This is a genomic window from Campylobacter showae (assembly GCF_963515975.1).
In the GTDB taxonomy this organism is placed as follows: domain Bacteria; phylum Campylobacterota; class Campylobacteria; order Campylobacterales; family Campylobacteraceae; genus Campylobacter_A; species Campylobacter_A showae_F.
Map to the genome: position 1 here is coordinate 1 of NZ_CAUPZM010000030.1, position 20,032 is coordinate 20,032.

At 48.9% G+C, this 20,032-nt stretch carries 23 protein-coding genes and 1 pseudogene; 20 read left to right on the top strand and 4 right to left on the bottom strand.

The window, feature by feature from the left end:
- From RWM02_RS09340 to RWM02_RS09390, 11 genes and pseudogenes are all read left to right on the top strand, one after another.
- Positions 1–266 (top strand): annotated as a pseudogene (locus tag RWM02_RS09340) (translation elongation factor Ts); the annotation flags it as partial.
- Positions 267–272: 6 nt separating this feature from the next.
- The gene (locus RWM02_RS09345; protein ID WP_314071565.1) at positions 273–929 is read left to right on the top strand and encodes an ABC transporter ATP-binding protein; all 657 of its coding nucleotides are present in this window, start codon (positions 273–275) and stop codon (positions 927–929) included.
- Between the two features lie 424 nt (positions 930–1,353).
- Positions 1,354–2,115, top strand: coding sequence for a flagellar biosynthetic protein FliR (gene fliR, locus RWM02_RS09350; RefSeq protein ID WP_314071568.1), 762 nt, complete (start codon positions 1,354–1,356; stop codon positions 2,113–2,115).
- 64 nt (positions 2,116–2,179) lie between these two features.
- Positions 2,180–3,781, top strand: a complete 1,602-nt coding sequence (locus RWM02_RS09355; RefSeq protein ID WP_314071571.1) for a saccharopine dehydrogenase — start codon at positions 2,180–2,182, stop codon at positions 3,779–3,781.
- The gene (gmk, locus tag RWM02_RS09360; protein WP_314071573.1) at positions 3,782–4,390 is read left to right on the top strand and encodes a guanylate kinase; all 609 of its coding nucleotides are present in this window, start codon (positions 3,782–3,784) and stop codon (positions 4,388–4,390) included.
- Positions 4,391–4,430: 40 nt separating this feature from the next.
- Complete coding sequence (locus tag RWM02_RS09365; RefSeq protein WP_002952710.1) at positions 4,431–4,655, top strand: twin-arginine translocase TatA/TatE family subunit; 225 nt, start codon at positions 4,431–4,433, stop codon at positions 4,653–4,655.
- A 9-nt stretch (positions 4,656–4,664) separates the two neighbouring features.
- A complete protein-coding gene (gene argS, locus RWM02_RS09370; protein ID WP_314071576.1) occupies positions 4,665–6,251 on the top strand; it encodes an arginine--tRNA ligase in 1,587 nt (528 codons plus the stop codon).
- A 64-nt stretch (positions 6,252–6,315) separates the two neighbouring features.
- Complete coding sequence (locus RWM02_RS09375; RefSeq protein ID WP_314071579.1) at positions 6,316–6,663, top strand: VanZ family protein; 348 nt, start codon at positions 6,316–6,318, stop codon at positions 6,661–6,663.
- Positions 6,664–6,876: 213 nt separating this feature from the next.
- On the top strand, positions 6,877–7,746 hold the full coding sequence (ypfJ, locus tag RWM02_RS09380; RefSeq protein WP_314071580.1) for a KPN_02809 family neutral zinc metallopeptidase: 870 nt from the start codon (positions 6,877–6,879) through the stop codon (positions 7,744–7,746).
- Between the two features lie 216 nt (positions 7,747–7,962).
- Positions 7,963–8,901: an aldo/keto reductase gene (locus RWM02_RS09385; protein WP_122873365.1), complete on the top strand. Its 939-nt coding sequence runs from the start codon at positions 7,963–7,965 to the stop codon at positions 8,899–8,901.
- A 204-nt stretch (positions 8,902–9,105) separates the two neighbouring features.
- Positions 9,106–10,341 carry a hypothetical protein gene (locus RWM02_RS09390; RefSeq protein WP_314071584.1) on the top strand — a complete coding sequence of 412 codons (1,236 nt, stop codon included), beginning with the start codon at positions 9,106–9,108 and terminating at the stop codon, positions 10,339–10,341.
- Positions 10,342–10,754: 413 nt separating this feature from the next.
- On the opposite strand, the gene rsfS is transcribed toward RWM02_RS09390, so the two are convergent.
- The gene (rsfS, locus tag RWM02_RS09395; RefSeq protein ID WP_122873368.1) at positions 10,755–11,081 is read right to left on the bottom strand and encodes a ribosome silencing factor; all 327 of its coding nucleotides are present in this window, start codon (positions 11,079–11,081) and stop codon (positions 10,755–10,757) included.
- Positions 11,045–11,617 (bottom strand): nicotinate (nicotinamide) nucleotide adenylyltransferase, encoded by a 573-nt coding sequence (nadD, locus tag RWM02_RS09400; protein WP_314071588.1) that lies wholly within the window; start codon positions 11,615–11,617, stop codon positions 11,045–11,047. Before nadD ends, rsfS begins: the two co-directional genes overlap by 37 nt.
- Before the next feature lie 53 nt (positions 11,618–11,670).
- Here nadD and RWM02_RS09405 point away from each other — a divergent pair, with 53 nt between their 5' ends.
- The 9 genes from RWM02_RS09405 to RWM02_RS09445 all read left to right on the top strand — a co-directional run bounded on the left by RWM02_RS09405 (position 11,671) and on the right by RWM02_RS09445 (position 17,852).
- The gene (locus RWM02_RS09405; protein WP_298058726.1) at positions 11,671–11,811 is read left to right on the top strand and encodes a hypothetical protein; all 141 of its coding nucleotides are present in this window, start codon (positions 11,671–11,673) and stop codon (positions 11,809–11,811) included.
- Positions 11,812–11,931: 120 nt separating this feature from the next.
- Positions 11,932–12,927: a type I glyceraldehyde-3-phosphate dehydrogenase gene (gene gap / locus RWM02_RS09410; RefSeq protein WP_314071592.1), complete on the top strand. Its 996-nt coding sequence runs from the start codon at positions 11,932–11,934 to the stop codon at positions 12,925–12,927.
- Positions 12,928–12,943: 16 nt separating this feature from the next.
- Complete coding sequence (locus RWM02_RS09415; protein WP_314071595.1) at positions 12,944–14,146, top strand: phosphoglycerate kinase; 1,203 nt, start codon at positions 12,944–12,946, stop codon at positions 14,144–14,146.
- Positions 14,143–14,820, top strand: coding sequence for a triose-phosphate isomerase (locus RWM02_RS09420; protein ID WP_314071598.1), 678 nt, complete (start codon positions 14,143–14,145; stop codon positions 14,818–14,820). Before RWM02_RS09415 ends, RWM02_RS09420 begins: the two co-directional genes overlap by 4 nt.
- 289 nt (positions 14,821–15,109) lie before the next feature.
- Positions 15,110–15,928: an enoyl-ACP reductase FabI gene (gene fabI / locus RWM02_RS09425; RefSeq protein WP_314071601.1), complete on the top strand. Its 819-nt coding sequence runs from the start codon at positions 15,110–15,112 to the stop codon at positions 15,926–15,928.
- 170 nt (positions 15,929–16,098) lie between these two features.
- Complete coding sequence (locus tag RWM02_RS09430) at positions 16,099–16,239, top strand: DUF2625 family protein (RefSeq protein WP_269472416.1); 141 nt, start codon at positions 16,099–16,101, stop codon at positions 16,237–16,239.
- Between the two features lie 4 nt (positions 16,240–16,243).
- Positions 16,244–16,420: a DUF2625 family protein gene (locus RWM02_RS09435; RefSeq protein WP_269472415.1), complete on the top strand. Its 177-nt coding sequence runs from the start codon at positions 16,244–16,246 to the stop codon at positions 16,418–16,420.
- A complete protein-coding gene (locus RWM02_RS09440) occupies positions 16,386–16,586 on the top strand; it encodes a DUF2625 family protein (RefSeq protein ID WP_269472414.1) in 201 nt (66 codons plus the stop codon). Before RWM02_RS09435 ends, RWM02_RS09440 begins: the two co-directional genes overlap by 35 nt.
- A 240-nt stretch (positions 16,587–16,826) precedes the next feature.
- Entirely contained in the window at positions 16,827–17,852 is a 1,026-nt protein-coding gene (locus RWM02_RS09445) for an NADH:flavin oxidoreductase/NADH oxidase (protein WP_122861911.1), read from the top strand.
- Between the two features lie 138 nt (positions 17,853–17,990).
- Here RWM02_RS09445 and RWM02_RS09450 read toward each other — a convergent pair whose 3' ends face one another.
- Complete coding sequence (locus tag RWM02_RS09450; RefSeq protein WP_314071606.1) at positions 17,991–18,833, bottom strand: WYL domain-containing protein; 843 nt, start codon at positions 18,831–18,833, stop codon at positions 17,991–17,993.
- Between the two features lie 176 nt (positions 18,834–19,009).
- Positions 19,010–20,032 (bottom strand): DASS family sodium-coupled anion symporter (locus RWM02_RS09455; RefSeq protein WP_314071609.1); only part of this gene is annotated, 1,023 nt, incomplete at its 5' end.

Below are 20,032 nucleotides of genomic sequence, written 5' to 3' on the forward strand. Positions count from 1 at the left end.
AACCTGAGAAAATTTGGGATAAGATCATCCCTGGCAAGATCGAGAGATTTTACGCGGACAACACCGTTTTAGATCAGCGCCTTACGCTACTTGGACAGTTTTACGTAATGGACGATAAAAAAACTATCGAGCAAGTCGTTGAAGAAAAAGGCAAAGAGCTAGGCGGTAAGATCGAAGTAGTAAAATACGTTCGCTTCGAACTTGGCGAAGGCCTAGAGAAGAAAAACGAGGACTTTGCGGCCGAGGTTGCGGCGCAAATAGGCTAAAATTTAATGGAAATCTTAAAGGGCGTAAATCTAGGCTTTGCGTATGATTATACGCTCTTTGAGGATGTAAATTTAAGTGTAAATGCCGGCGGCAGCTGCGCTATAACTGGTGTTAGCGGCTGCGGCAAATCAACTATACTCCACATACTTTCTACTCTTTTACGACCCAAAAACGGCGAAGTTATCTACGGCGGTAAGTCGCTTTACGACCTAACGGCAAACGAACTCTTGCGTATCCGCAGATTTGATTTCGGTATCATTTTTCAGGCGCACTATCTTTTTAAAGGCTTTAGCGCGCACGAAAATATCGAGCTAGCTTCCGTTTTATCCGCGCAAAAAATCGATAATGAAATTTTGGCAAATTTAAAGATAGACGGCGTAATGAATCAAAAAGTAGGCGAGCTAAGCGGCGGACAGCAGCAGCGCGTCTCTATCGCTAGAGTGCTTTGTAAAAAACCGCGCGTGATATTTGCCGACGAGCCGACGGGAAATTTAGACAAGCAGACCGCAAACGAAGTGATGCAAACGCTATTTAACTATATCAAAGCAAATGATGCGGCGCTGGTTTTGGTCACTCACGACAACGAGCTTGCGCAAAGATGCGACGAGGTTTACCGCCTCGAAGACAAAAAATTCTCTTTAATTTCTCCCGAAGCTATTTAAATATTTTTATAGGCGGCGAGTTTTCAAATTTGCCATTTAAAATTTGTGCGCCAAATTTACGAGCTATTTTTTAAGTCAAATTTATCTTAAGACGCTTTGGATTCGCAAGGCGTAGCGACTTGTTAAATTTGCCGCGGCAGGCCTAGTTTTGACTTCGGTAGCCAACAAAAACGAACGGCTACATCTTATCGTCCCGCAAAACTAAAATTTAACCCAAAAACAAAAATTCAAGGCGGTCGATAAAATTAAACGGTCCGAATTGTAAATGGGTAACTGCGTGCACAAATTTAGCGCTCAAAGCAGCATTTACCGTGCTCGGTAGCGCCAAAATTTCGGCACGTTTTCATTCAGCTTTCAAATTTACCGAATTTTCAAGGATTTAACCCTAAAATAACGGCATTTAAATTTAAAACGAAAGAGTCAGGTGGAACTAGTCGAGTTTTTCGCGCCCGAGCGCGTCATCACCTTTATGCTACTGTTTGCGCGTATCGGCGGGCTGATGCTATTTTTCCCATTTTACGGACACGAGCAGATCCCTATGAGCGTCAAGACCGCGTTTTCGTTTTTACTCACGCTATTTTTGTTTCCGCTTGCTAGCATTAAAAACGGCGAAATTTACTATCTAGCCGTCGAGATCGTGAGCGAGGCGGCGCTGGGTGTTTGCGCAGGACTGCTGCTTCACATCGTTTTTGCTAGTTTGCAGCTAGCAGGCGAGCAGATATCGATGATCATGGGCTTTTCGATGGCTTCGGTGCTTGATCCGCAGACGGGTATCAGCTCGCCCGTGATCTCAAATATCATAAATTTCCTCGCTCTTATGACCTTTTTGGCCTTTGACGGGCATCATTTGATCTTGCTTTTTATCTCAAATTCCCTCACACACGTCCCGCTGGGCGGCTTTTATCCGAGCCCCGATATCGTGCAGTACGCCTCAAAATCCATGATAAATTTATTTACTTTCGGGTTTATCATTTCCTTCCCGATTTTGGCGCTTTCGCTGCTTTCTGATTTGATTTTCGGTATGCTGATGAAGACGATGCCGCAGTTTAACCTACTGGTCGTTGGCTATCCGATCAAGATCACGATCGGCTTTGCCGTGCTGATCGCGATACTAGCGGGTATGATGGAGCTTTTTAGGCAGCTTGTGCTTCGCATTATCAACGACCTTCCGTCGCTATTTTTCTAAAACTAAGCTTGAAGTAATGGAAAATGTTTTAAAATACGTTTTTTAGGTATAAAAAGGAGAATTCGTGAAAATCGTTCTTGTAAACGCCAACCCCGCGGTATCGCGCTTGGCTACGCTGGCTCTTAGCAAAATGGGTTACGAATACGTCGAGATCGGCGACGCCAGCGAGCTTAGCGGCTTTTTTGACGTGCTTATCATCGACAGCGATATCGATGCAAAAGAGATGAACCTAAAAGAATTCGCAAATAAAATTTTATACCTTTCCTCTAAAAATTCTCCGACCTTTGAAAATGCCGACAGAATACTGCCAAAGCCGTTTTTGCCGACGGAATTTATCACTATCGTGGAGGATCTGGCGAGTAAAACAAAGAGTGCCGAGCCTGCTGCTGCGGCAAAAGACGAAACCGACGAGGTCTCAGTCAAAGGGTTTGAATTTATAGACGATCCGGCCGAAGACGTCTTTGAAGACGAGATCATGGAGCTGGATCCGGGCGAGCTTAGGCTAGACGGCGAGCTTGACGATATTTCGCAAGCGGCGTCCGGCAAAGATAGCACCTTTGACGAGCTAAACGAGATCGTAAAAGCTATCGACGACATGGACGAGCTAAGCGAGAAACTCGGAGACGAAGAGCTAGATCTGGACGGCGCGGATGATGAGGCGATGGAATTTGACGAGTTTGAGATAGTCGCAAAAGACGATAAATTTGACGATCTTTCTGCGGATTTGGATGCGCCGGATGAGCTTATGGACATCAAATTTGAAATGACGGACGAACCTGAACCTGCTGAACTCGGCGCAACGGAGTTTGTCGCCACAGACGGCGAAGAGGGGCTCGAAGAGACTCAAGATAAATTTGAGCTTGACTTTGACGGCAGTATCGAGGATATCAAGCATCAAATCGACGAAATAGACAAGATGGACGAGTTGTCTGAAAATTTGGATACGGATGAGAAGTCTTCGGACACTAAATTTAAAACGGCGGACGAGCCTGATATGGCCGAGTTTTCCGATATGGATAGCGCGGACGAGCCTGAAGTTCCGCAAAGTTTTGAGCAAACAGAAAACGGCGATAAATTTGTGGTAGAAGAAGCCAAAGAACAAGATGATATCTTTGCCGATATCGATATGAAATTTGACGAGCCCGACGAGCAAATGGTGCAGGTCAAAAATAGCGCCTTGGGCGATGAGTTTTTGCTAGGCGACACAGAAGCTGCCGGCGAGACTGAGCTGGCGGAGTTTGCGACTGAGGAAAATTTAACGCAAGATGTTTTAGATGGCGATCTTGCGGAGGATATTTTTGCCGTGGATGAGCAAGATGAGGCGGAAGCGGGCTTGGAGCAAAACATGCAAGAAACCAGCGAAGATGACGCTATGAAAAACGAGCCTGAAATGGCACAGGAACTTCATCCGAGCGAGTACGGCGATATCGAGCAAATCAGCGAAAAAGATATGGCATTAGCGCTTAACGAAAGCGGATTTGATGGCGACGAAGCGGCAAATTTGAGCTCGCAAAAAGCCCAAACGACCTCAAAGATAAACGAGCTAAAGGCTCAAATTTCAGACGCCGTAGCAAAAAATCTGGAAAATTCGCTACAAGACGGCGAACTGCGAGAGGCTCTAAAAAATCTCAACATAAAAATCAATATAAGCTTTGAGGAAAAATAGTTGAAAGGGCAAATTTTAATCGTCTCGGGCCCTAGCGGTAGCGGCAAAAGCACGCTTTTAAGCCGTCTTTTAAAAGAGGAAAACGATCTTTATTTTTCGATCTCAAGTACCACGAGAGCGCCGAGGCAGGGCGAGATCGAGGGCGTGAATTATTATTTTATAGGCGAAGACGAGTTTAAAAAAGGCATAGATGCGGACGAGTTTTTGGAGTGGGCGTGCGTGCACGGCAACTACTACGGCACCTCGCTAAAGCCGGTTTTAAAGGCGCTTGAAGAGGACAAAATAGCTATTTTTGATATCGACGTGCAAGGCTTTAATATAGCAAAATCGAAATTCGCCGAAAATATCACCTCCGTTTTCATCACGACTGCTAGTAAAAACGAGTTAAAGTCAAGGCTGCAAAATCGCGGCACCGATAGTGCTGAAACCATCGAAAAGCGCCTGATAAACGCAGTCGGCGAGATGGAGCATATCTTAGAGTACGATTATTTTTTGATAAACGACGACTTGCAAAACTGCTACGAAAATTTGCGCGGGATTTTGCGCTCGATGCGCCTAAAAACGTCAAATTTAGACGCAAAAGAGATTATTAACAAATGGAATAATTGATAAAATTATGCTAATATAACGAAAATCAAAAGGAGAAAAAATGGGTCCAAGCGTCCAACAATTGCTTATTATTTTACTTATCGTGGTCTTGCTTTTTGGAGCGAAAAAGATCCCCGAGCTCGCAAAAGGCCTAGGTAAGGGAATAAAGAGCTTCAAATCGGAAATGGAAGATGATAAAAAAGCCGAGAACGTAGAAAAAGTAGAAGAGAAAAAAGAAGAAACCGCAACCGCCGCAAAGACTGAAGATACGGCTAAAAACGCGTAAGGAAAGGCGTTGAAAAAAAGCGTAATAAACGAGATAAAAGGCGCCGCAAGCTTTGACTTTGCGCTAGAAAAGCCAAAAGATAAGGGCTTGGCGCACTACGCGATGCCTACTTTTAGCCTAGCAAAACAGCTCAAAAAATCCCCAGTAGCCATCGCCGCCGAGCTGGCGTCTAAATTTGAAAATAGCGAAGTTTTTGAGGCTACGGCGCTCAATGGCTATATAAATTTTAAACTAAAGCCCGCATTTTTGGATAAATTCGCCTCGGCTAGCCTTGCAAATCCGAGCGAATTTGCAAAAGGCGGCGGAACTAGCGGCGAGAAAATTTTGCTCGAGTACGTCAGCGCAAACCCGACCGGTCCGCTTCATATCGGACACGTTAGGGGCGCTGTTTTCGGCGATACGCTAGCTCGCGTCGGACGTCATATTGGCGAAAATATCGCGACTGAATACTACATCAACGACGCAGGCAATCAAATCGAGCTTCTAGGCACGTCCATTTCGCTTTGGGCGCGCGAAAATTTATTTGGGCAGAACGTGGCGTATCCGGAGAAATTTTACCGCGGCGACTACATCGAGTCTATCGCAAAAGAAGCGCTAGAGAAATTCGGCAAGGAGATATTTTATGACGAGAGCCGAAACCTCGAGCTAGCCGAGTTTGGCAAGGATAAAGTGCTTGTTTTGATCAAGCAAAATTTAGCCGATGCGCAAATTTTCATCGAGAACTGGGCTAGCGAAAAGAGCTACTATGACAAGCTTCCTCTCACGCTAGAACGCCTAAAAAACGAGGGCGGTATCTACGAGAGCGAGGGTAAAATCTGGCTAAAATCAAGCGAAGTAGGCGACGAAAAAGACCGCGTCATAGTGCGCGAGGACGGCCGCGGCACGTATCTAGCCGGCGATGTAGTGTATCACGACGATAAATTTAGGCGCGGGTTTGATCGCTGCATCAACATCTGGGGCGCCGATCACCACGGCTATATCGCGCGTATGAAGGCCGCGCTGCATCTGCTTGGGTACGACGAAAATCGCCTCGAGATCATACTTTCGCAGATGGTGAGCCTGCTAAAAGACGGCGAAGCCTATAAGATGAGCAAGCGCGCGGGCAATGTCGTGCTAATGAGCGACGTGGTCGAGGAGATCGGCTATGAGGCGCTTAGATTTATGTTTCTTAGCAAGCGTTGCGACACGCACCTAGAGTTTGACGTGGACGAGCTAAAGCGAGAGGATAGCTCAAACCCGGTATTTTACATCAACTACGCGCACGCAAGGATTAATCAAATTTTCGCAAAAGCGGGCAAAAACGTCGCCGATGTCGCGGGCGTGAAGTTTGCAAATTTGAACGAAGACGGCAAAAATTTGCTATTTGAGGCGCTTACGCTAAACGATATTTTAGTCGATAGCTTTAACACGCGCTCGATGAATAAAATTTGCGACTATCTAAAGAGCCTGGCTGCGAATTTTCATAAATTTTATAACGAAAATCGCGTCGTAGGCAGCGAGAACGAAGACGAGCTTTTAAAGCTTTTCGCCGTCGTCGCGCTCTCGATAAAAACAGCTTTAGGGCTAATGGGTATCGCCGCAAAAGACAAGATGTAAGAGTCGATTTTAGTAAATTTAGAAGCGCCAAGCGGCGCTTCTTGTTAAAAACCCCTTAAAATCCATGAATCTTTCTAAAATTTCCGCCGCATTTTTCTTTATATTTTTGATAGCGATAGAGTACCTCGCCCTCACGCCCGCGCAGATAAAACTCATCGAAAACAGCTGGGATAAGGCAAATCATTTCATTGCATTCGCCGTGCTTTACGTTACTTTGCATTTTGCCTTTTCTAGGTTAAATTTGGGCGCAAAGGTTGCTATTTTGCTAGCTTACGGCATCCAGATAGAAGTAGCGCAGTCGTTTGTGCCAAATCGCTATTTTAGCTTGCTCGACGTCGTCGCAGACGGCATCGGTATAGTTTTTGGTATCTTACTGGTGAAAATTTTGAACGGATTTAAGGCGAGATTTTAAATTTAAGACCTCCCAAATTTGACTAGCACGGGATTTTTTATCGCGCTATTTTACCGAGTTTAAATTTAGCGTCAAATTTAAACCAGCCCACGCAGTAAAGCGATAAATTTATAAATAGTCGCTAAAATGCGCCGTAAAATTTAGCGGCAAGCGGCAAGAAACAGCGCAGCCGCAGCTAAATTTAAACGCAAAATCCAAAATGAAAGAGTAAAAATGAAATGGCAAGATAGCAGGCGAAGCGACAACGTCGAGGATAGACGGCAAAACAGCGTAAACAGCATGGGCTCGCTGGGCGCGCTCATACCGATTATCAGATTTTTACTGGGCTCAAACATCGGCCGCGTGGTTTTGGTTATCGGCGCAGTGGCATATTTTATGGGCTTTAATCCTCTCGCGCTACTTGATGGCGGCGGCGCTGGCACTCAAAGGGCGGCATTAGATAGCCCGCAGGAGAAAGAAAAAGTCGCATTCGTCTCGGCGGTGCTGGCGCAGACCGAGGACGTGTGGAGAAGGGTGTTTAAAGCTGGCGGCGCGCAGTACAAGGAGCCTAGTTTGGTGCTTTTTAGAGACGGCGTTTCTAGCGCGTGCGGTACGGCTAGCTCGCAGATGGGGCCTTTTTACTGCCCCGCAGACAAAAAGGTCTATCTCGATCTTAGTTTTTTTGATGAGCTAGAGGCTAAATACAAGGCCGCCGGCGACTTCGCGCAGGCCTACGTGATCGCCCACGAGGTCGGACATCACGTGCAAAATTTACTAGGCACGCTCGGTAAAATCAACGAGCTAAAATCGCGCACCAAAAGCCCTATAGAGCAAAACGCCTTGCAAGTCAAGGTCGAGCTGCAGGCCGACTGTTATGCGGGCGTCTGGGCGCACTACATGGGGCGCTACAAGGTGCTAGAAGACGGCGACATCGAGGAGGCGCTGAACGCCGCGAGCGCGATAGGCGACGACGCGCTACAGAAAAAATACCAAGGTCGCGTGACGCCGGACTCGTTCACGCACGGCTCGTCAAAGCAGCGTATGACGTGGTTTAAAAAGGGTTTTGAAGGCGGACAGCCAAGCTCGTGCGCGTTTGAGATCTAAATTTGACTTTTTAGCTCTTTGGCCGCGTTTGGCGAGCGCGAAATTTCTACTCGGCCGCATTTAGATAAATTTAAACGCGGCTTTTTGGGCGTCGTTTGGCGGAATAAAATTTAAATTTCTGTGATTTTAAATAAATTTGGGCGCGGCACGGTTTGCTCGGCGCGCGGCTTGTAAATTTGATGAGGCAAGCGATAAAATCGAAAAAACGGAGCGAAAATGAAAAGAAGAGAGTTCATAAAGGGCGCGGCGACTTGCGCGGTGGGGCTTGCTACGGGAGTAAATTTGTTTGCCGAGCGTACTATCGAGACTAGTGCGGCAAATTTGACGGACGGCGTAGATCTAAGCGGTGCAAAAAACCTCGGCGAGAAGCTTGCCGCCATGACGCCGTATCTCACGCTAAATAATAGAATTTTGATGCCGATCATCGGGCTTAGCGCAGATAAATTTGACGGCTCAAAGGATCAAAACGCGCTGGAGACGGCCCTCGGGCTAGGCTACCGCCTGATCGATACGGAGGGTGACAAGGAGGAGGTCGCGGCTACTGCATTTGCGGCTAGCGACTTAGAGCGCGGTCAGCTGTTTATCCAAAGCTCGGTAAGCGCTCAAAACGCGGACGAAAGTGATATGATAAAAAGCTTTGAACGTTCGCTAAAAAAATTAAATACCGACTACGTCGATCTACTTTTGCTGCACGTGGGGGCGAGCGATGCTAGCTCTGCGTGGCGCGTTTTGCAGAGGCTTTACCGCGAGGGACTTGCGGCTGCGATCGGCATCTGCGACCGTCTCGGAGAATTCGGGATCGAAAATTTAGCCAAAATCGCGCAAGGTAGCGAGGTTAAGCCCGCTGTTTATCAGACGCCTGCGCGCTCCTATCTGCGGCATTTTGTTACGCGAGGCAAGCTTACCGACCATGGCGTGCAGGTGCAGCTACGATATGAGCCTGGCGAGGAGCTAAAAGAGGCTGCGATTGCGCAAATTGGCGAAAAATACAGCAAAACGAGGACGCAAATTATCTTGCGCTGGCTCGTGCAGCACGGTGTCTGCGTTATAGTAAACGCCGGCAGCAAAGAGCGTTTGCTTGAAAATATAGATATTTTCGGCTTTGAGCTAGCGGACGAGGACGCCGCGCAGATAGCAAAACTCTGGCGGAGTTAGCAGGCGAGGCGGATCGCCGCGCTATAAATTTGCTAGTTTGAGAGACGTTAAATTTAGCTACAAAACCTCGCAAATCGCACCCAAAAAGCGAGATAACGCACCTAAGGAAAATCAATGAAAAACTTGGACTACGAGATGCTTAAGGCGGAGTGGCAGAAAGAGTGAAATGAAAAGGGCAAGAAATACGCCAAGGCCGTAAACGATATGGTGGCGTTTGCGGAGGTTCACGGCTGGGATGCCTACAAGGGCGAAGATCCGATTGATGAGCGCGAGGGTATGACGCAGCTTTGCGAGGCGGTTTTTGAGCTGCTAAAGGAGGCTAACGAGCGCGGCGAAACGGCGAAGTTTAGAGCCGATTTTCCGCCCTCAAACGTCATCTTTGAGGGGTGCGAGGATGAAACCGGCAATGCCGGCAAAAAGGATAAAATAGGAGACAAGCTGGGGGATATTGATCAAATTTGTTCTTTGCTAGGCGAGAACATCCTTTTTATCACCTCAAACGACGACGGCAAAACGCTGTATCTGCTAGAAGGCAAGTGCGTGAGCGAGGTGACAAAGGGCGTCATCGCCGTGGGCAAGTCTAAGCGAAACGAAATTTACGCCCTGCTTAGGAGGGGTGAGATCGAGCTTATAAAAGGCTACGACGGCAGGGGCGGCGGCGAGCCTATCGCAAAATTTAGCCACGACGTAGAACTAACATACGACGAGGCTGAAATTTTACCCTTTAACGACGGTAGCAAGGTGCTTTTGAGCTGTCATGACGGGATATTTTTGATCTCGCAAAGCGGCGCGAAGCTTATCCATCCGATCTACGAGGACGATGAGGGCAATGCCGCACTCTATATCGACATGGCCAATGCGACTATATCAAACGACAACGAGCTCATCGTCGCGGGAGAGCAGTGCGGCGATCATGCCCTGATGGATAGCGAGGGTGAGCGGCTGGGCGGCATCGGCGCGCAGAGCTCGTATCCGCACTTTTGTCTCTTTAGCGCGGACGATACGCAGCTCATCACGAACTCCTGCCACTTCTACAACGGCGTTACGATCGGCGTGGATAGGGCTTTGCTAAAGTGCGGACTAGAGGTCGAGGCGTATTCGTACGACGAGCAGGGCGAGAAAAATTTCACGTTGATCGACGATGCGATGAGGATTTACGCGGGCGTAGCGACGCGGGACTTTTATATCCTCGGCGACGCATACGGCTACATCAAAGCAGTCGGCAAGGACGGGCATAAAATTTGGCGCCACTATCTGGGCGGCACGATAAAGTCTATGGCGCTAAGCGAGGACGGGAGTGTGCTATTTGTGGGTACATACGGCGGCAGGCTGCATAAACTACGCCTCGGCGCGGGCCAAGACAGCCATACGATCGGCAACGGCAACCACAAAGAGGAATTTAGGCTGATCGCTTTTGAAGATAAAATTTATCGGTGGTAGCCGCGGCGCATTGTTTATGTGGTGTTTTGTTGTGCTGGAACTTATGGATTTGCCGTTTGCTAGTTTTTACGCTTATTTTTGATTAGCTAGCGTTTTAGCGCGCCAAAAAAGCGCTTAGCTTTTGCGTATCGAAAAATAAAAACTCCAAATTTTGCCCATTTTTGGCGTAAATTTGCCGCTCGTTAAAAGCTTGCCGAAGTTTGGATTAGGTACAAAAGTAGCTGCTAAAACCGGTCAAATTTAAATAAAAGAAAGGCCTGTGCGTCGTATTTTGGCTCAAATAATCAAGCGCGCAGACTTGCGAGATCAAGCAAATTTTACCGTTTATAGCAGCGGTGGCTTTGGTCAAATTTGCCGCCTTCTGCATGCTTTAGGCAAATTTGACGCTACCGGCGCGGCGGGCTAAATTTGACTTAGACTTTCGCCTCTTTTAGCTTGCTTAAAAACTCTTCGATGTTGTATTTGGCGCGGTACTGCGCGCTCATGAGGTGGATGAGTATGTCGCCCAGATCGATCACGACCCAGTCGCCTGAGCTTTCGATGCCTAAAAACTGCTCGCCCTCGTCCTTTAGCCCCTCTTTTAGGTCGTCGGTTAGCGAGTAGGCGTGGCGCTCGCCCATCGTGGTAGCGATGATGACGCATTTTGCGATGTATTCGCGCCCGCTCATATCGATAGCTTCGATAGCTTCGGCCTTTTTGGCGTCTAGGATTTTGATGATTCGTTCGATTCTTTCTTGCATGTTTTTCCTTGGTAAAATTTCGCCGCCTCGTCCGCTATGCACGGTATCATCAGGCTTTTATCTAAATTTTGCCTGATTTGCGAGGACGAAACGGGCTCGTTTATGTTTAAAATTTTAAAATTTTCAGGCACGGCTACGTCGCCGCGGCTAGCTACGACGAAGGTCGCGAGTTTAAAGAGCTCGTCTATCTCGTGCCATTTATCCAGACTTGCTAGATGATCGGCGCCGATGATGAGGTAAAGCTCGCTCACAGCGTAAATTTGCCGCATATGCCGCACGCTTTCTATCGTCGGTACGGGGCGATTTTGCGCGATCTCGTAGTCGCTCACGCAGACTTTTGTCAGCGCGCCCCAGGCTTCGTTCGCCCACCTTAGCCGAAGTAGCGGCGGAGCGGAAAACTCGCTCTTAAACGGGCTGATAAAGGTCGGCATGATGATGAGCTTATCCGCGTCTAGCCGCTCTAGTGCGGCTCTGATGGCGGCGTCGTGCCCGAGATGAGGCGGGTCGAAACTGCCGCCGAAAAGCGCGATTTTCATAAATTTGCCTTTAAAATTTCGGTGCAGTTTATCGAATTTGAAGTGAATTTCGGTTGAAAATCAAAAAAATCGCCGATAAAGCGCAAATTAAATGGAGATTTTGTAAAATTTGGGGATTTTTGGGCTTTGACGGGCTTGCTTTTGGCGTCCGTGCAGGGCTAAATTTGCAAAAGGCGGGCTTTAGGGCGGCTTAAATTTACGCGCTTAGCGACGAGCAAAGGCGGGTAAATTTAACGCGCAAAAAGCTAAAAGTACGAAAATAACCTTTCCGGGCACCCTAAAGCGACCGGAAAATCTAGCACAAGGAGCTAAACATGGTAAAAATCGCGATCAACGGTTTTGGACGTATCGGCAGGTGCGCTGCTCGTATTATTTTAGAGCGAGAGGACGTTGAGCTTGTCGCTATCAACGACACGGCGACGCGCGACATGACGCGCTATCTGCTCAAATACGACAGCGTGCACGGCGAATTTAAGCAAGACGTTAAGGTGATAAGCGACGATTTTATAGAAGTGAACGGCAAAAAGATAAGAGTTTTTTCAACAAGAGATCTAAACGAGCTTAGCTACGCAGACTACGGCGCAGACGTGGTTTTGGAGTGCACTGGTAAATTTTTAACTACCGAAAAATGCGAGCCTTATCTCGCTCGCGGCGTGAAAAAGGTCGTCATGAGCGCTCCGGCAAAAGACGACACGGCGACGTTTGTAGTCGGCGTAAACGACGATAAATACGCAGGCGAAGCGATCGTCTCAAATGCAAGCTGCACCACAAACGGCCTAGCTCCAGTGGCAAAGGTGCTAAACGATAAATTCGGCATCGTAAAAGGGCTGATGACCACGATCCACGCTTATACGAACGGTCAGAGCCTAGTAGACGTAAAGGCCAAAGACTTCCGCCGCTCGCGCGCTGCGGCCCTAAATATCGGGCCTACGACCACAGGAGCCGCAAAAGCGATCGCCAAAGTACTTCCCGAGCTAAGCGGCAAAATGCACGGCCAAAGCGTGCGCGTGCCGGTCGCTAACGTATCTATGGTCGATCTAACGGCGGTTTTAAAAAGACCTGCTAGCAAAGATGAAATAAACGAGGCGTTTAGAGCGGCTGCCGAGTCGAATTTGAAGGGAATTTTATTCGTCGATGACGATTATAGAGTTAGCAGCGACTTCTGCACGAGCGCATACAGCACTATCGTAGCTAGCGACACTACACAGGTCATAGCTGATGATATGGTGAAGGTCTTTGCATGGTACGACAACGAGTGGGGCTACTCGACAAGGCTCGTCGATCTAGCTAAGATCGTAGCTACGAAGTAAATTTAAAGGGTGAAAAATGAGTGAAATTTTATCGATCAACGACCTTGAGCTCAGCGGCGCTAAGGTATTTGTTAGGTGCGATTTTAACGTGCCGATGGACGAGTTTTTAAACATCACCGACGACCGCCGCATACGCTCGGCGATCCCAACTATCCGCTACTGCCTGGATAACGGCTGCAGCGTGGTTTTGGCCAGTCACCTAGGACGCCCGAAAAACGGCTTTGAGGAGAAATTTTCGCTGCGAGGCGTGGCAAAGAGGCTCTCGCTTTTACTGAGCCACGAGGTTATGTTTGCCGAGGACGTCGTCGGTGCGGATGCCAAAGCCAAAGCCGCTGCACTAAAGCCTGGCGAAATTTTACTTCTTGAAAATTTGCGCTTTGAAAAGGGCGAGACCAAAAACGATGAGGCGCTAGCCGGCGAGCTCGCTAAATACGGCGAATTTTACGTAAATGACGCATTTGGCGTTTGCCACAGAGCGCACAGCTCGGTCGAGGCGATCACTAAATTTTACGACGAGAAGCACAAAGCGGCGGGATTTTTGTTGCAAAAGGAGATAAATTTCGCCCAAAATCTCATTAAACACCCTGCGCGTCCGTTCGTCGCGGTCGTGGGCGGTAGCAAGGTAAGCGGCAAGCTGCAAGCCCTACACAACCTGCTTCCGCGCGTGGATAAGCTGATAATTGGCGGCGGCATGGCGTTTACGTTTTTAAAATCAATGGGTGAAAATATCGGAAATTCGCTGCTAGAAGAGGATCTCATCGAAGATGCAAGGCAAATTTTACAAAAAGGCAAGGAGCTCGGCGTTAAAATTTACCTGCCCGTGGACGTCGTCGCGGCTCAGACTTTTTCGGCCGAAAGCGCCGTGAAATTCGTCCCCGCTCAAGAAATTCCAAGCGGCTGGATGGGGCTAGATATCGGGCCAGCGTCGATTAGGCTCTTTAAAGAGGTCATCGCCGACGCGCAAACCATCTGGTGGAACGGACCGATGGGTGTTTTTGAGATGGATAAATTTAGTAAAGGCAGCATCAAAATGAGCCACGCCATCATCGACACTCACGCGACTACGGTCGTGGGCGGCGGCGATACGGCAGACGTCGTCGAGCGAGCGGGAGATGCCGACGAGATGACATTTATCTCGACGGGCGGCGGCGCGAGCCTGGAGCTCATCGAGGGCAAGGAACTGCCAGGTATAAAGCCGCTTAGAAAGGCTGTGGAGTGAGGTTTTTAGCAAATTTAAAGTGCAATCACACGAGAGAAAGCTTTGCTAAATACGCCGAAATTTTAGACGCAAATTTGAGCTCAAACGACGTCGTGACTGTGTTTCCGCCCTTTAGCGCGCTTGATCTTGCGGCTCATAAATTTAAACTGGGCGCGCAAAATTTCTACCCGTGCGAAAGTGGCGCTCACACCGGCGAGATCGGCAAGGCGATGCTGGATGAGTTTGGTATAAAAAGCGTGCTGATCGGGCACTCTGAGCGGAGGGAGCTTGGCGAGAGCGAGGAGCTTTTGCGCGCTAAATTTGACTTCGCCGCAGAGGCGGGCTGGCAGATCGTCTACTGCGTCGGCGAAAATTTGAGCGTAAACGAAGCTGGACGCACAAAGGAGTTTTTGGCTGAACAGCTAAAAAATATCGACCTTGGCTACGAGCGGCTGCTGATCGCCTATGAGCCGATCTGGGCGATAGGCACGGGCAGGAGTGCGAGCGTGGAGCAGGTAGATGAGATTTTAAATTTCATCCGCGAGCAGACGAGCGCGCCGCTACTTTACGGCGGCAGCGTAAATGTCGCAAACATCGGCGGGATAGCGGGAATCAAAAACTGCGACGGGGTGCTAGTAGGTACGGCGAGCTGGGACGCGTTGAAATTTTTGGAGCTTATACGCGTTGTCTCGTGAGCGTCTTTTAATGAGTTGGAAATTTTAAGTCTGCGACAGGCTATGTGCCTAGTCTTGACTTAAAATTTCTACACAACATTAAAATTCATCTCACGATACTACCGCTATCAAATTTGGTTTCAAATTTGAATTGTAAATTTTTAAGTCAAATTGCGAAGGATTTTGAGATAATTTTTGGGGCTTTGCAGTTAAAATTTTGCGTAGGCTAGACGGATGGTCTGCCGAGCAAAATTTTAACAAAATCGCCAAAAAGCGCTCAAAAGCCAAGCAAAAATAGAAAGGAGAAATAATGATTTTAAAAGGCAAAAAAGGCCTCATCGTCGGCGTCGCTAACGCCAAATCTATCGCTTACGGCATTGCCGAAGCTTGTCACGCGCAGGGTGCACAGATGGCGTTTACCTACCTAAACGACGCGCTGAAAAAACGCGTAGAGCCGATCGCGGAGGAGTTTGGCAGCAAATTCGTCTATGAGCTTGACGTAAACAATCCTGCTCACCTTGACGGGCTTGCGGATCGTATCAAAGCAGACCTCGGCGAGATTGATTTCGTCGTGCACGCAGTGGCCTACGCGCCAAAAGAAGCGCTAGAGGGCGAGTTCGTAAACACGACCAAGGAGGCGTTTGATATCGCGATGGGCACGAGCGTGTATTCGCTGCTAAGCCTCACGCGCGCGGTACTTCCGGTGCTAAAAGAGGGCGGCTCGGTGCTCACGCTCACCTATCTTGGCGGACCGAAATTTGTGCCTCACTACAACGTCATGGGCGTCGCAAAAGCAGCGCTTGAAAGCTCGGTGCGCTACCTAGCACACGACCTTGGCGCTAGAAATATCCGCGTGAATGCGATCAGCGCGGGTCCGATCAAAACGCTTGCGGCAAGCGGAATCGGCGATTTTAGGATGATTTTACGCTACAACGAGGTAAATAGTCCGCTAAAACGCAACGTCACGACGCATGACGTCGGCAACAGCGCGATGTACCTGCTTAGCGACCTAGCCAGCGGCGTGACCGGCGAGGTGCACTACGTCGACTGCGGCTACAACATCATGGGCATGGGCGACGTGGCGACCGACGCCGAGGGCAACACGATCCTAGCTTGGGACGCAAAGTAATCTACAAATATAAATTTGGCGGGGAGACTCGCCAAATCCTTCTTTTAAATTTAATCAAATTTATCGCAAGAACTCGCAATGAGAGCTCTAGAGCCGCCAATAGACACAAATGAGCCGGGCTGGGAGTTGGTCGAAGAGCGGCTAAATAAGCTAAAAATGATTATGAAATTTTGCTTCGCGATGAGAGCAGGGCGCAAAGCGAGCTTTTGGGGCTTCAAGTAGCCACTCGGTCGCCCATGGGTGCGTTTGCCTATGAGCAGCGGCATCGTGATAGACGGCGGCTAACTGCGCGTGCTTGGCTCAGGATGTGAGCAGGTGAAGCGTGGAATTTACGATTTTAACCTTGGCAAAAACTTTAGCGAAGCGGGGCAGATGCCTAGCTATCTGCTCGTGGCAGACGATGTTTTGGGTGGATTTTTCGCGATAAACGGCGGCGCCTTTCGTGGTAAAGCGGGCAATGTCTTTTACTATGCGCCAGATAGCGGCGAATGAGAAGACACACAGCTTGGCTACTCGCGTTTTTTACCGAGCGCTTTGCGGCGATACATCTAAATTTTACGAACTTTACCGCTGGGACGGTTGGCGCGAGAACGTGAGAAATTTTAGCTTTGGCAAAGTGATGTTTGCGATGTCGCCGCTACTATGGGCAGGACGCTAGCGTAAAGCTAAGACTAAAGCAGATAAAAAAGGCGGCATGGATACAGATGAGTACTTTGCTTCTATTTTTAACGGCGGCGAGTAAATTTCAAATTTGGCGGAAGCTAACATAATAGTTGATTTACGCTTTAGCCCTTACAATCTCATCCGCTCGAAAGCGGTCGCTAAAATCCGCCACGCGAGTTAATAAATTTAAACAAATATCCTAAAATAACCGCAAATAATTTTTAAAGGATTTCTCATGCAAAGCTTGCTTTTCTCGCCGCTACAAATCGGCGATCTAGAGATCAAAAACCGCGTCGTCATGCCGCCGATGTGCATGTACAAGGCCAAGAACGAAAACGGCCTACCTAGGTGCTTTCACCGCCTGCACTACGCCGCACGAGCGCTAGGAGGCGTCGGGCTCATCATCGTCGAGGCTACGGCGGTTGAGCCTAGAGGCAGGATCACGAGCTGCGATTTGGGGCTGTGGAACGACGAGCAGCTAGAGGCGCACGCCAGGCTCGTCAAAGAGTGCGTCAAATACGGCGCTGTCATGGCCGTCCAGCTCGCGCATGCCGGCAGAAAAAGCGAGTGCGAAGGGTTGATCGCGCCTAGCGCTCTGAAATTTAGCGAGAGCTACAAAACGCCGAAACAAATGAGCATAGAGGACATCGTCTCGGTTAAGCAAGCTTTCGCCAAGGCTGCGGTTAGAGCCGAGCGCGCCGGATACGCTGCGATCGAGATCCACGCCGCACACGGCTATCTCATCAGCGAATTTCTATCGCCGGGGGTTAACCTGCGAGACGACGAATACGGTGGAAGCTTCGAAAATCGCGCGAGATTTTTAAAAGAAATTTTAACCGAAATAAAAGCCGCAGTACAAATCCCCGTCGGCGTGCGCATAAGTGCGCAAAGCTGGGTAAAGGGCGACTGGAGCCTAGAAGATAGCGTGCGGCTGGCAAAGGAGCTCGAGCTCTTGGGCGCGGCGTTTATCCATGTCTCAGCAGGCGGACTTTTTGAGCGCACGGATAGCGCGCCGGCGTTTACGCCGCTTTATCAAGCGGACTACGCCAAGGCCGTAAAGCAAGCAGTCGGTATCCCGGTGATCGCGGTCGGACTCATAACAAAGGCGTCCGAGGGCGAGGCGCTGCTGCTAGGCGGCGTTTGTGATGCGGTGGCCTACGGCAGAGAGCTGCTGCGAAATCCAAATTTCGCGCAATCCGCGATGAGCGAACTAGGATGCTCTGAGCTGGTAGAAAACTCGTATAAAAGGGCGTTTAAGTAAAATTTGGCAAGATCGCTCGGTAGAATTTGACCTATCGGCGTCGGCTAAATTTGGAGTAAATTTAATTGGCTGTTTGAGCAATTTGTTTGCCAAATGGACGGCAAGATTGCTTTATTGAAGTAAGATTAAAAACGACTTTTATTGATCCTTATCGACTAAAAATAAAGCCGAATTTTGCCTATAAATGTCTATATCGTCTTCAAATTTACGCTTTGCGCTAAGAGGCGAGAGGATGACTAGGTTTGGAAACCACCTTTTAGCTGGCATTAGTAGCATTTTATCGCTAGTGACGCTAAACTCGATCTTCGTCCAGCCGTTTGGTAGCGGCTCGTCCGAGATTTTTTGCGATTTGAAAAATCTTTTTTGCGCGAAGTATTTACGCGCATCAGGCGATACGGCGACTGCGGCTGGGTAGGGCGAGACCTTATAGCCATCCCAAAAGGTCTCGGAGTTTTTGATGAAATTTAGCGTATATTCGTCGGCGTAAAAAGTTTTTGTCGAGATTTTTACATCCTCGATAAAGGCTGCTCGCAGCACCTCAAAGCCGTTGTTTTCCGTCTCAGAGCTTCTTAGAGTGGCTACTTGCCAGTTGCCTTTGCAGTAGATCAGCTTTAGGATTTTGACTTCGCTTAAGCGACGCCCGAGGTATTTTAACTCACAGTATCTTTTAAATTTGATCGCTTTTTGCAGCGCGGCGAAAGTGCGAAGATTTGGGGTGTTTTCGTGCGGACTACCCTTGATAAGAAAGATTTCGGCTAGCTCTTTGGCTAGCTTGTCGTCCACTTTTTTGTGCGTCGGGGGCAAAAATTTAGCAAAGCCGGGGTTGATGACGTGTAGTAGGTCGATGAGCTTTTCACTCTCGTTTTGGTGCTTATTGGGCATCATAAAAGGCTTAAAAAGCTCGCCGTTTTTGCACACGTAGCTGCCTTTTTCGAGTTTTAGGATGTGTTCCTTGCCGAAAAAGGCCTTTAAATCCTCCATATAGCGCCTCAGCGTGTGCTCGCTTAGGCCGCTTTTGACGCAGTAGGCTTTTAGTGCGACCTCCCTGCCGCTTGCGAGTTCTTTTAAAAGCTCTAAAATTTCAAATACTTTTTTATTCGCCTATTCTGCCTTAAATTTACGGGCAAGGTTGCATCTCGCCCGTAAATTTATAAATTTTACCAAAGGCCTAGTACCTTCCACCAAACTCCGCCTATTATAGTCCAGATAAATAAATTTATCAGCGTCGTTATAAAGCCTAGTCGCCACCATTCGTTTTGCGTGACGTATCCTGCGCCGAAGATTATCGGTCCGGGCGCTCCGCCGTAGTGCGTGATAGGCATCATCAAATTTGAAGCGTAGGCAAAGGCTAGAGCTACGAAAACAGGACTAGCTCCCGCAGCTATCGCAACCGCGCCGAATGCCGAATACATCGCCGTTATGTGTGCAGTGAGGCTGGCAAACATATAGTGTGAATAAACGTAAATAAGCAGCAAAATAGCTAGCACGCTCATCCAGCCAAATCCGCTCATACCGCCCGAAACCCAGGCCGAAAACCACTTTATAAAACCTGTTTTGTTTAGGCCACCGGCTAACGTGATGAGCGCGCCCATCCAGATGAGCGTATCCCACGCGCCTTTTTCGCCAGTAACGTCCTTCCACTCGAGCACGCCGCATATCGTCATCACGCACACGGCCATGAGTCCTACGGTTGTGGCGTTTAGACCCGTTAGTCCGCCCGTAGCCCAGAGCACTAAAGAGCCCGCAAAAACGCCAAGCATCAGCTTTTTGCCTCTGCTCATCGGCCCCATCGCGGCTAGCTCGCGCGCGGCTATGGCCTTGCCTTCAGGAAAGGCTTTGATCTGCGGCGGGTAAATTTTATAAAGCACTAGCGGGATAACGACGAGCGAACAGACCGCCGGAACTATCGCGCCAAGCGCCCAGAGCGTCCACGATATCTCGACGCTAAAGGCCGAGAGCGCAAGCGATGCGATGAGAGGGTTGCCCGCCATCGAGGTTAGAAACATACCGTTTGTTATCGTGTTGCCTTGCCAAAGCGTCTGCATAAAAAACGCTCCGGCTTTTTTGCGGCTACCTTCGTCGGGCTCGCTGCCAAGGGCTTTTGAGAGCGAATTTACGATGGGAAACATTATCCCGCCCGCTCTAGCTCCCGAGCTTGGCATAGCGGGACTAATGACGGC

Excerpts from the sequence above, each read along its gene's own strand:
- ypfJ (WP_314071580.1), top strand. The coding sequence starts at position 6,877 with ATGAAATGGCAAGATAGCAGGCGAAGCGACAACGTCGAGGATAGACGG.
- rsfS (WP_122873368.1), bottom strand. The coding sequence starts at position 11,081 with ATGCAAGAAAGAATCGAACGAATCATCAAAATCCTAGACGCCAAAAAG.
- RWM02_RS09375 (WP_314071579.1), top strand. The coding sequence starts at position 6,316 with ATGAATCTTTCTAAAATTTCCGCCGCATTTTTCTTTATATTTTTGATA.
- nadD (WP_314071588.1), bottom strand. The coding sequence starts at position 11,617 with ATGAAAATCGCGCTTTTCGGCGGCAGTTTCGACCCGCCTCATCTCGGG.
- RWM02_RS09365 (WP_002952710.1), top strand. The coding sequence starts at position 4,431 with ATGGGTCCAAGCGTCCAACAATTGCTTATTATTTTACTTATCGTGGTC.
- RWM02_RS09450 (WP_314071606.1), bottom strand. The coding sequence starts at position 18,833 with ATGGAGGATTTAAAGGCCTTTTTCGGCAAGGAACACATCCTAAAACTC.
- RWM02_RS09415 (WP_314071595.1), top strand. The coding sequence starts at position 12,944 with ATGAGTGAAATTTTATCGATCAACGACCTTGAGCTCAGCGGCGCTAAG.
- RWM02_RS09440 (WP_269472414.1), top strand. The coding sequence starts at position 16,386 with ATGTCTTTTACTATGCGCCAGATAGCGGCGAATGAGAAGACACACAGC.
- gap (WP_314071592.1), top strand. The coding sequence starts at position 11,932 with ATGGTAAAAATCGCGATCAACGGTTTTGGACGTATCGGCAGGTGCGCT.
- RWM02_RS09445 (WP_122861911.1), top strand. The coding sequence starts at position 16,827 with ATGCAAAGCTTGCTTTTCTCGCCGCTACAAATCGGCGATCTAGAGATC.
- RWM02_RS09390 (WP_314071584.1), top strand. The coding sequence starts at position 9,106 with ATGGTGGCGTTTGCGGAGGTTCACGGCTGGGATGCCTACAAGGGCGAA.
- RWM02_RS09385 (WP_122873365.1), top strand. The coding sequence starts at position 7,963 with ATGAAAAGAAGAGAGTTCATAAAGGGCGCGGCGACTTGCGCGGTGGGG.
- RWM02_RS09345 (WP_314071565.1), top strand. The coding sequence starts at position 273 with ATGGAAATCTTAAAGGGCGTAAATCTAGGCTTTGCGTATGATTATACG.
- fabI (WP_314071601.1), top strand. The coding sequence starts at position 15,110 with ATGATTTTAAAAGGCAAAAAAGGCCTCATCGTCGGCGTCGCTAACGCC.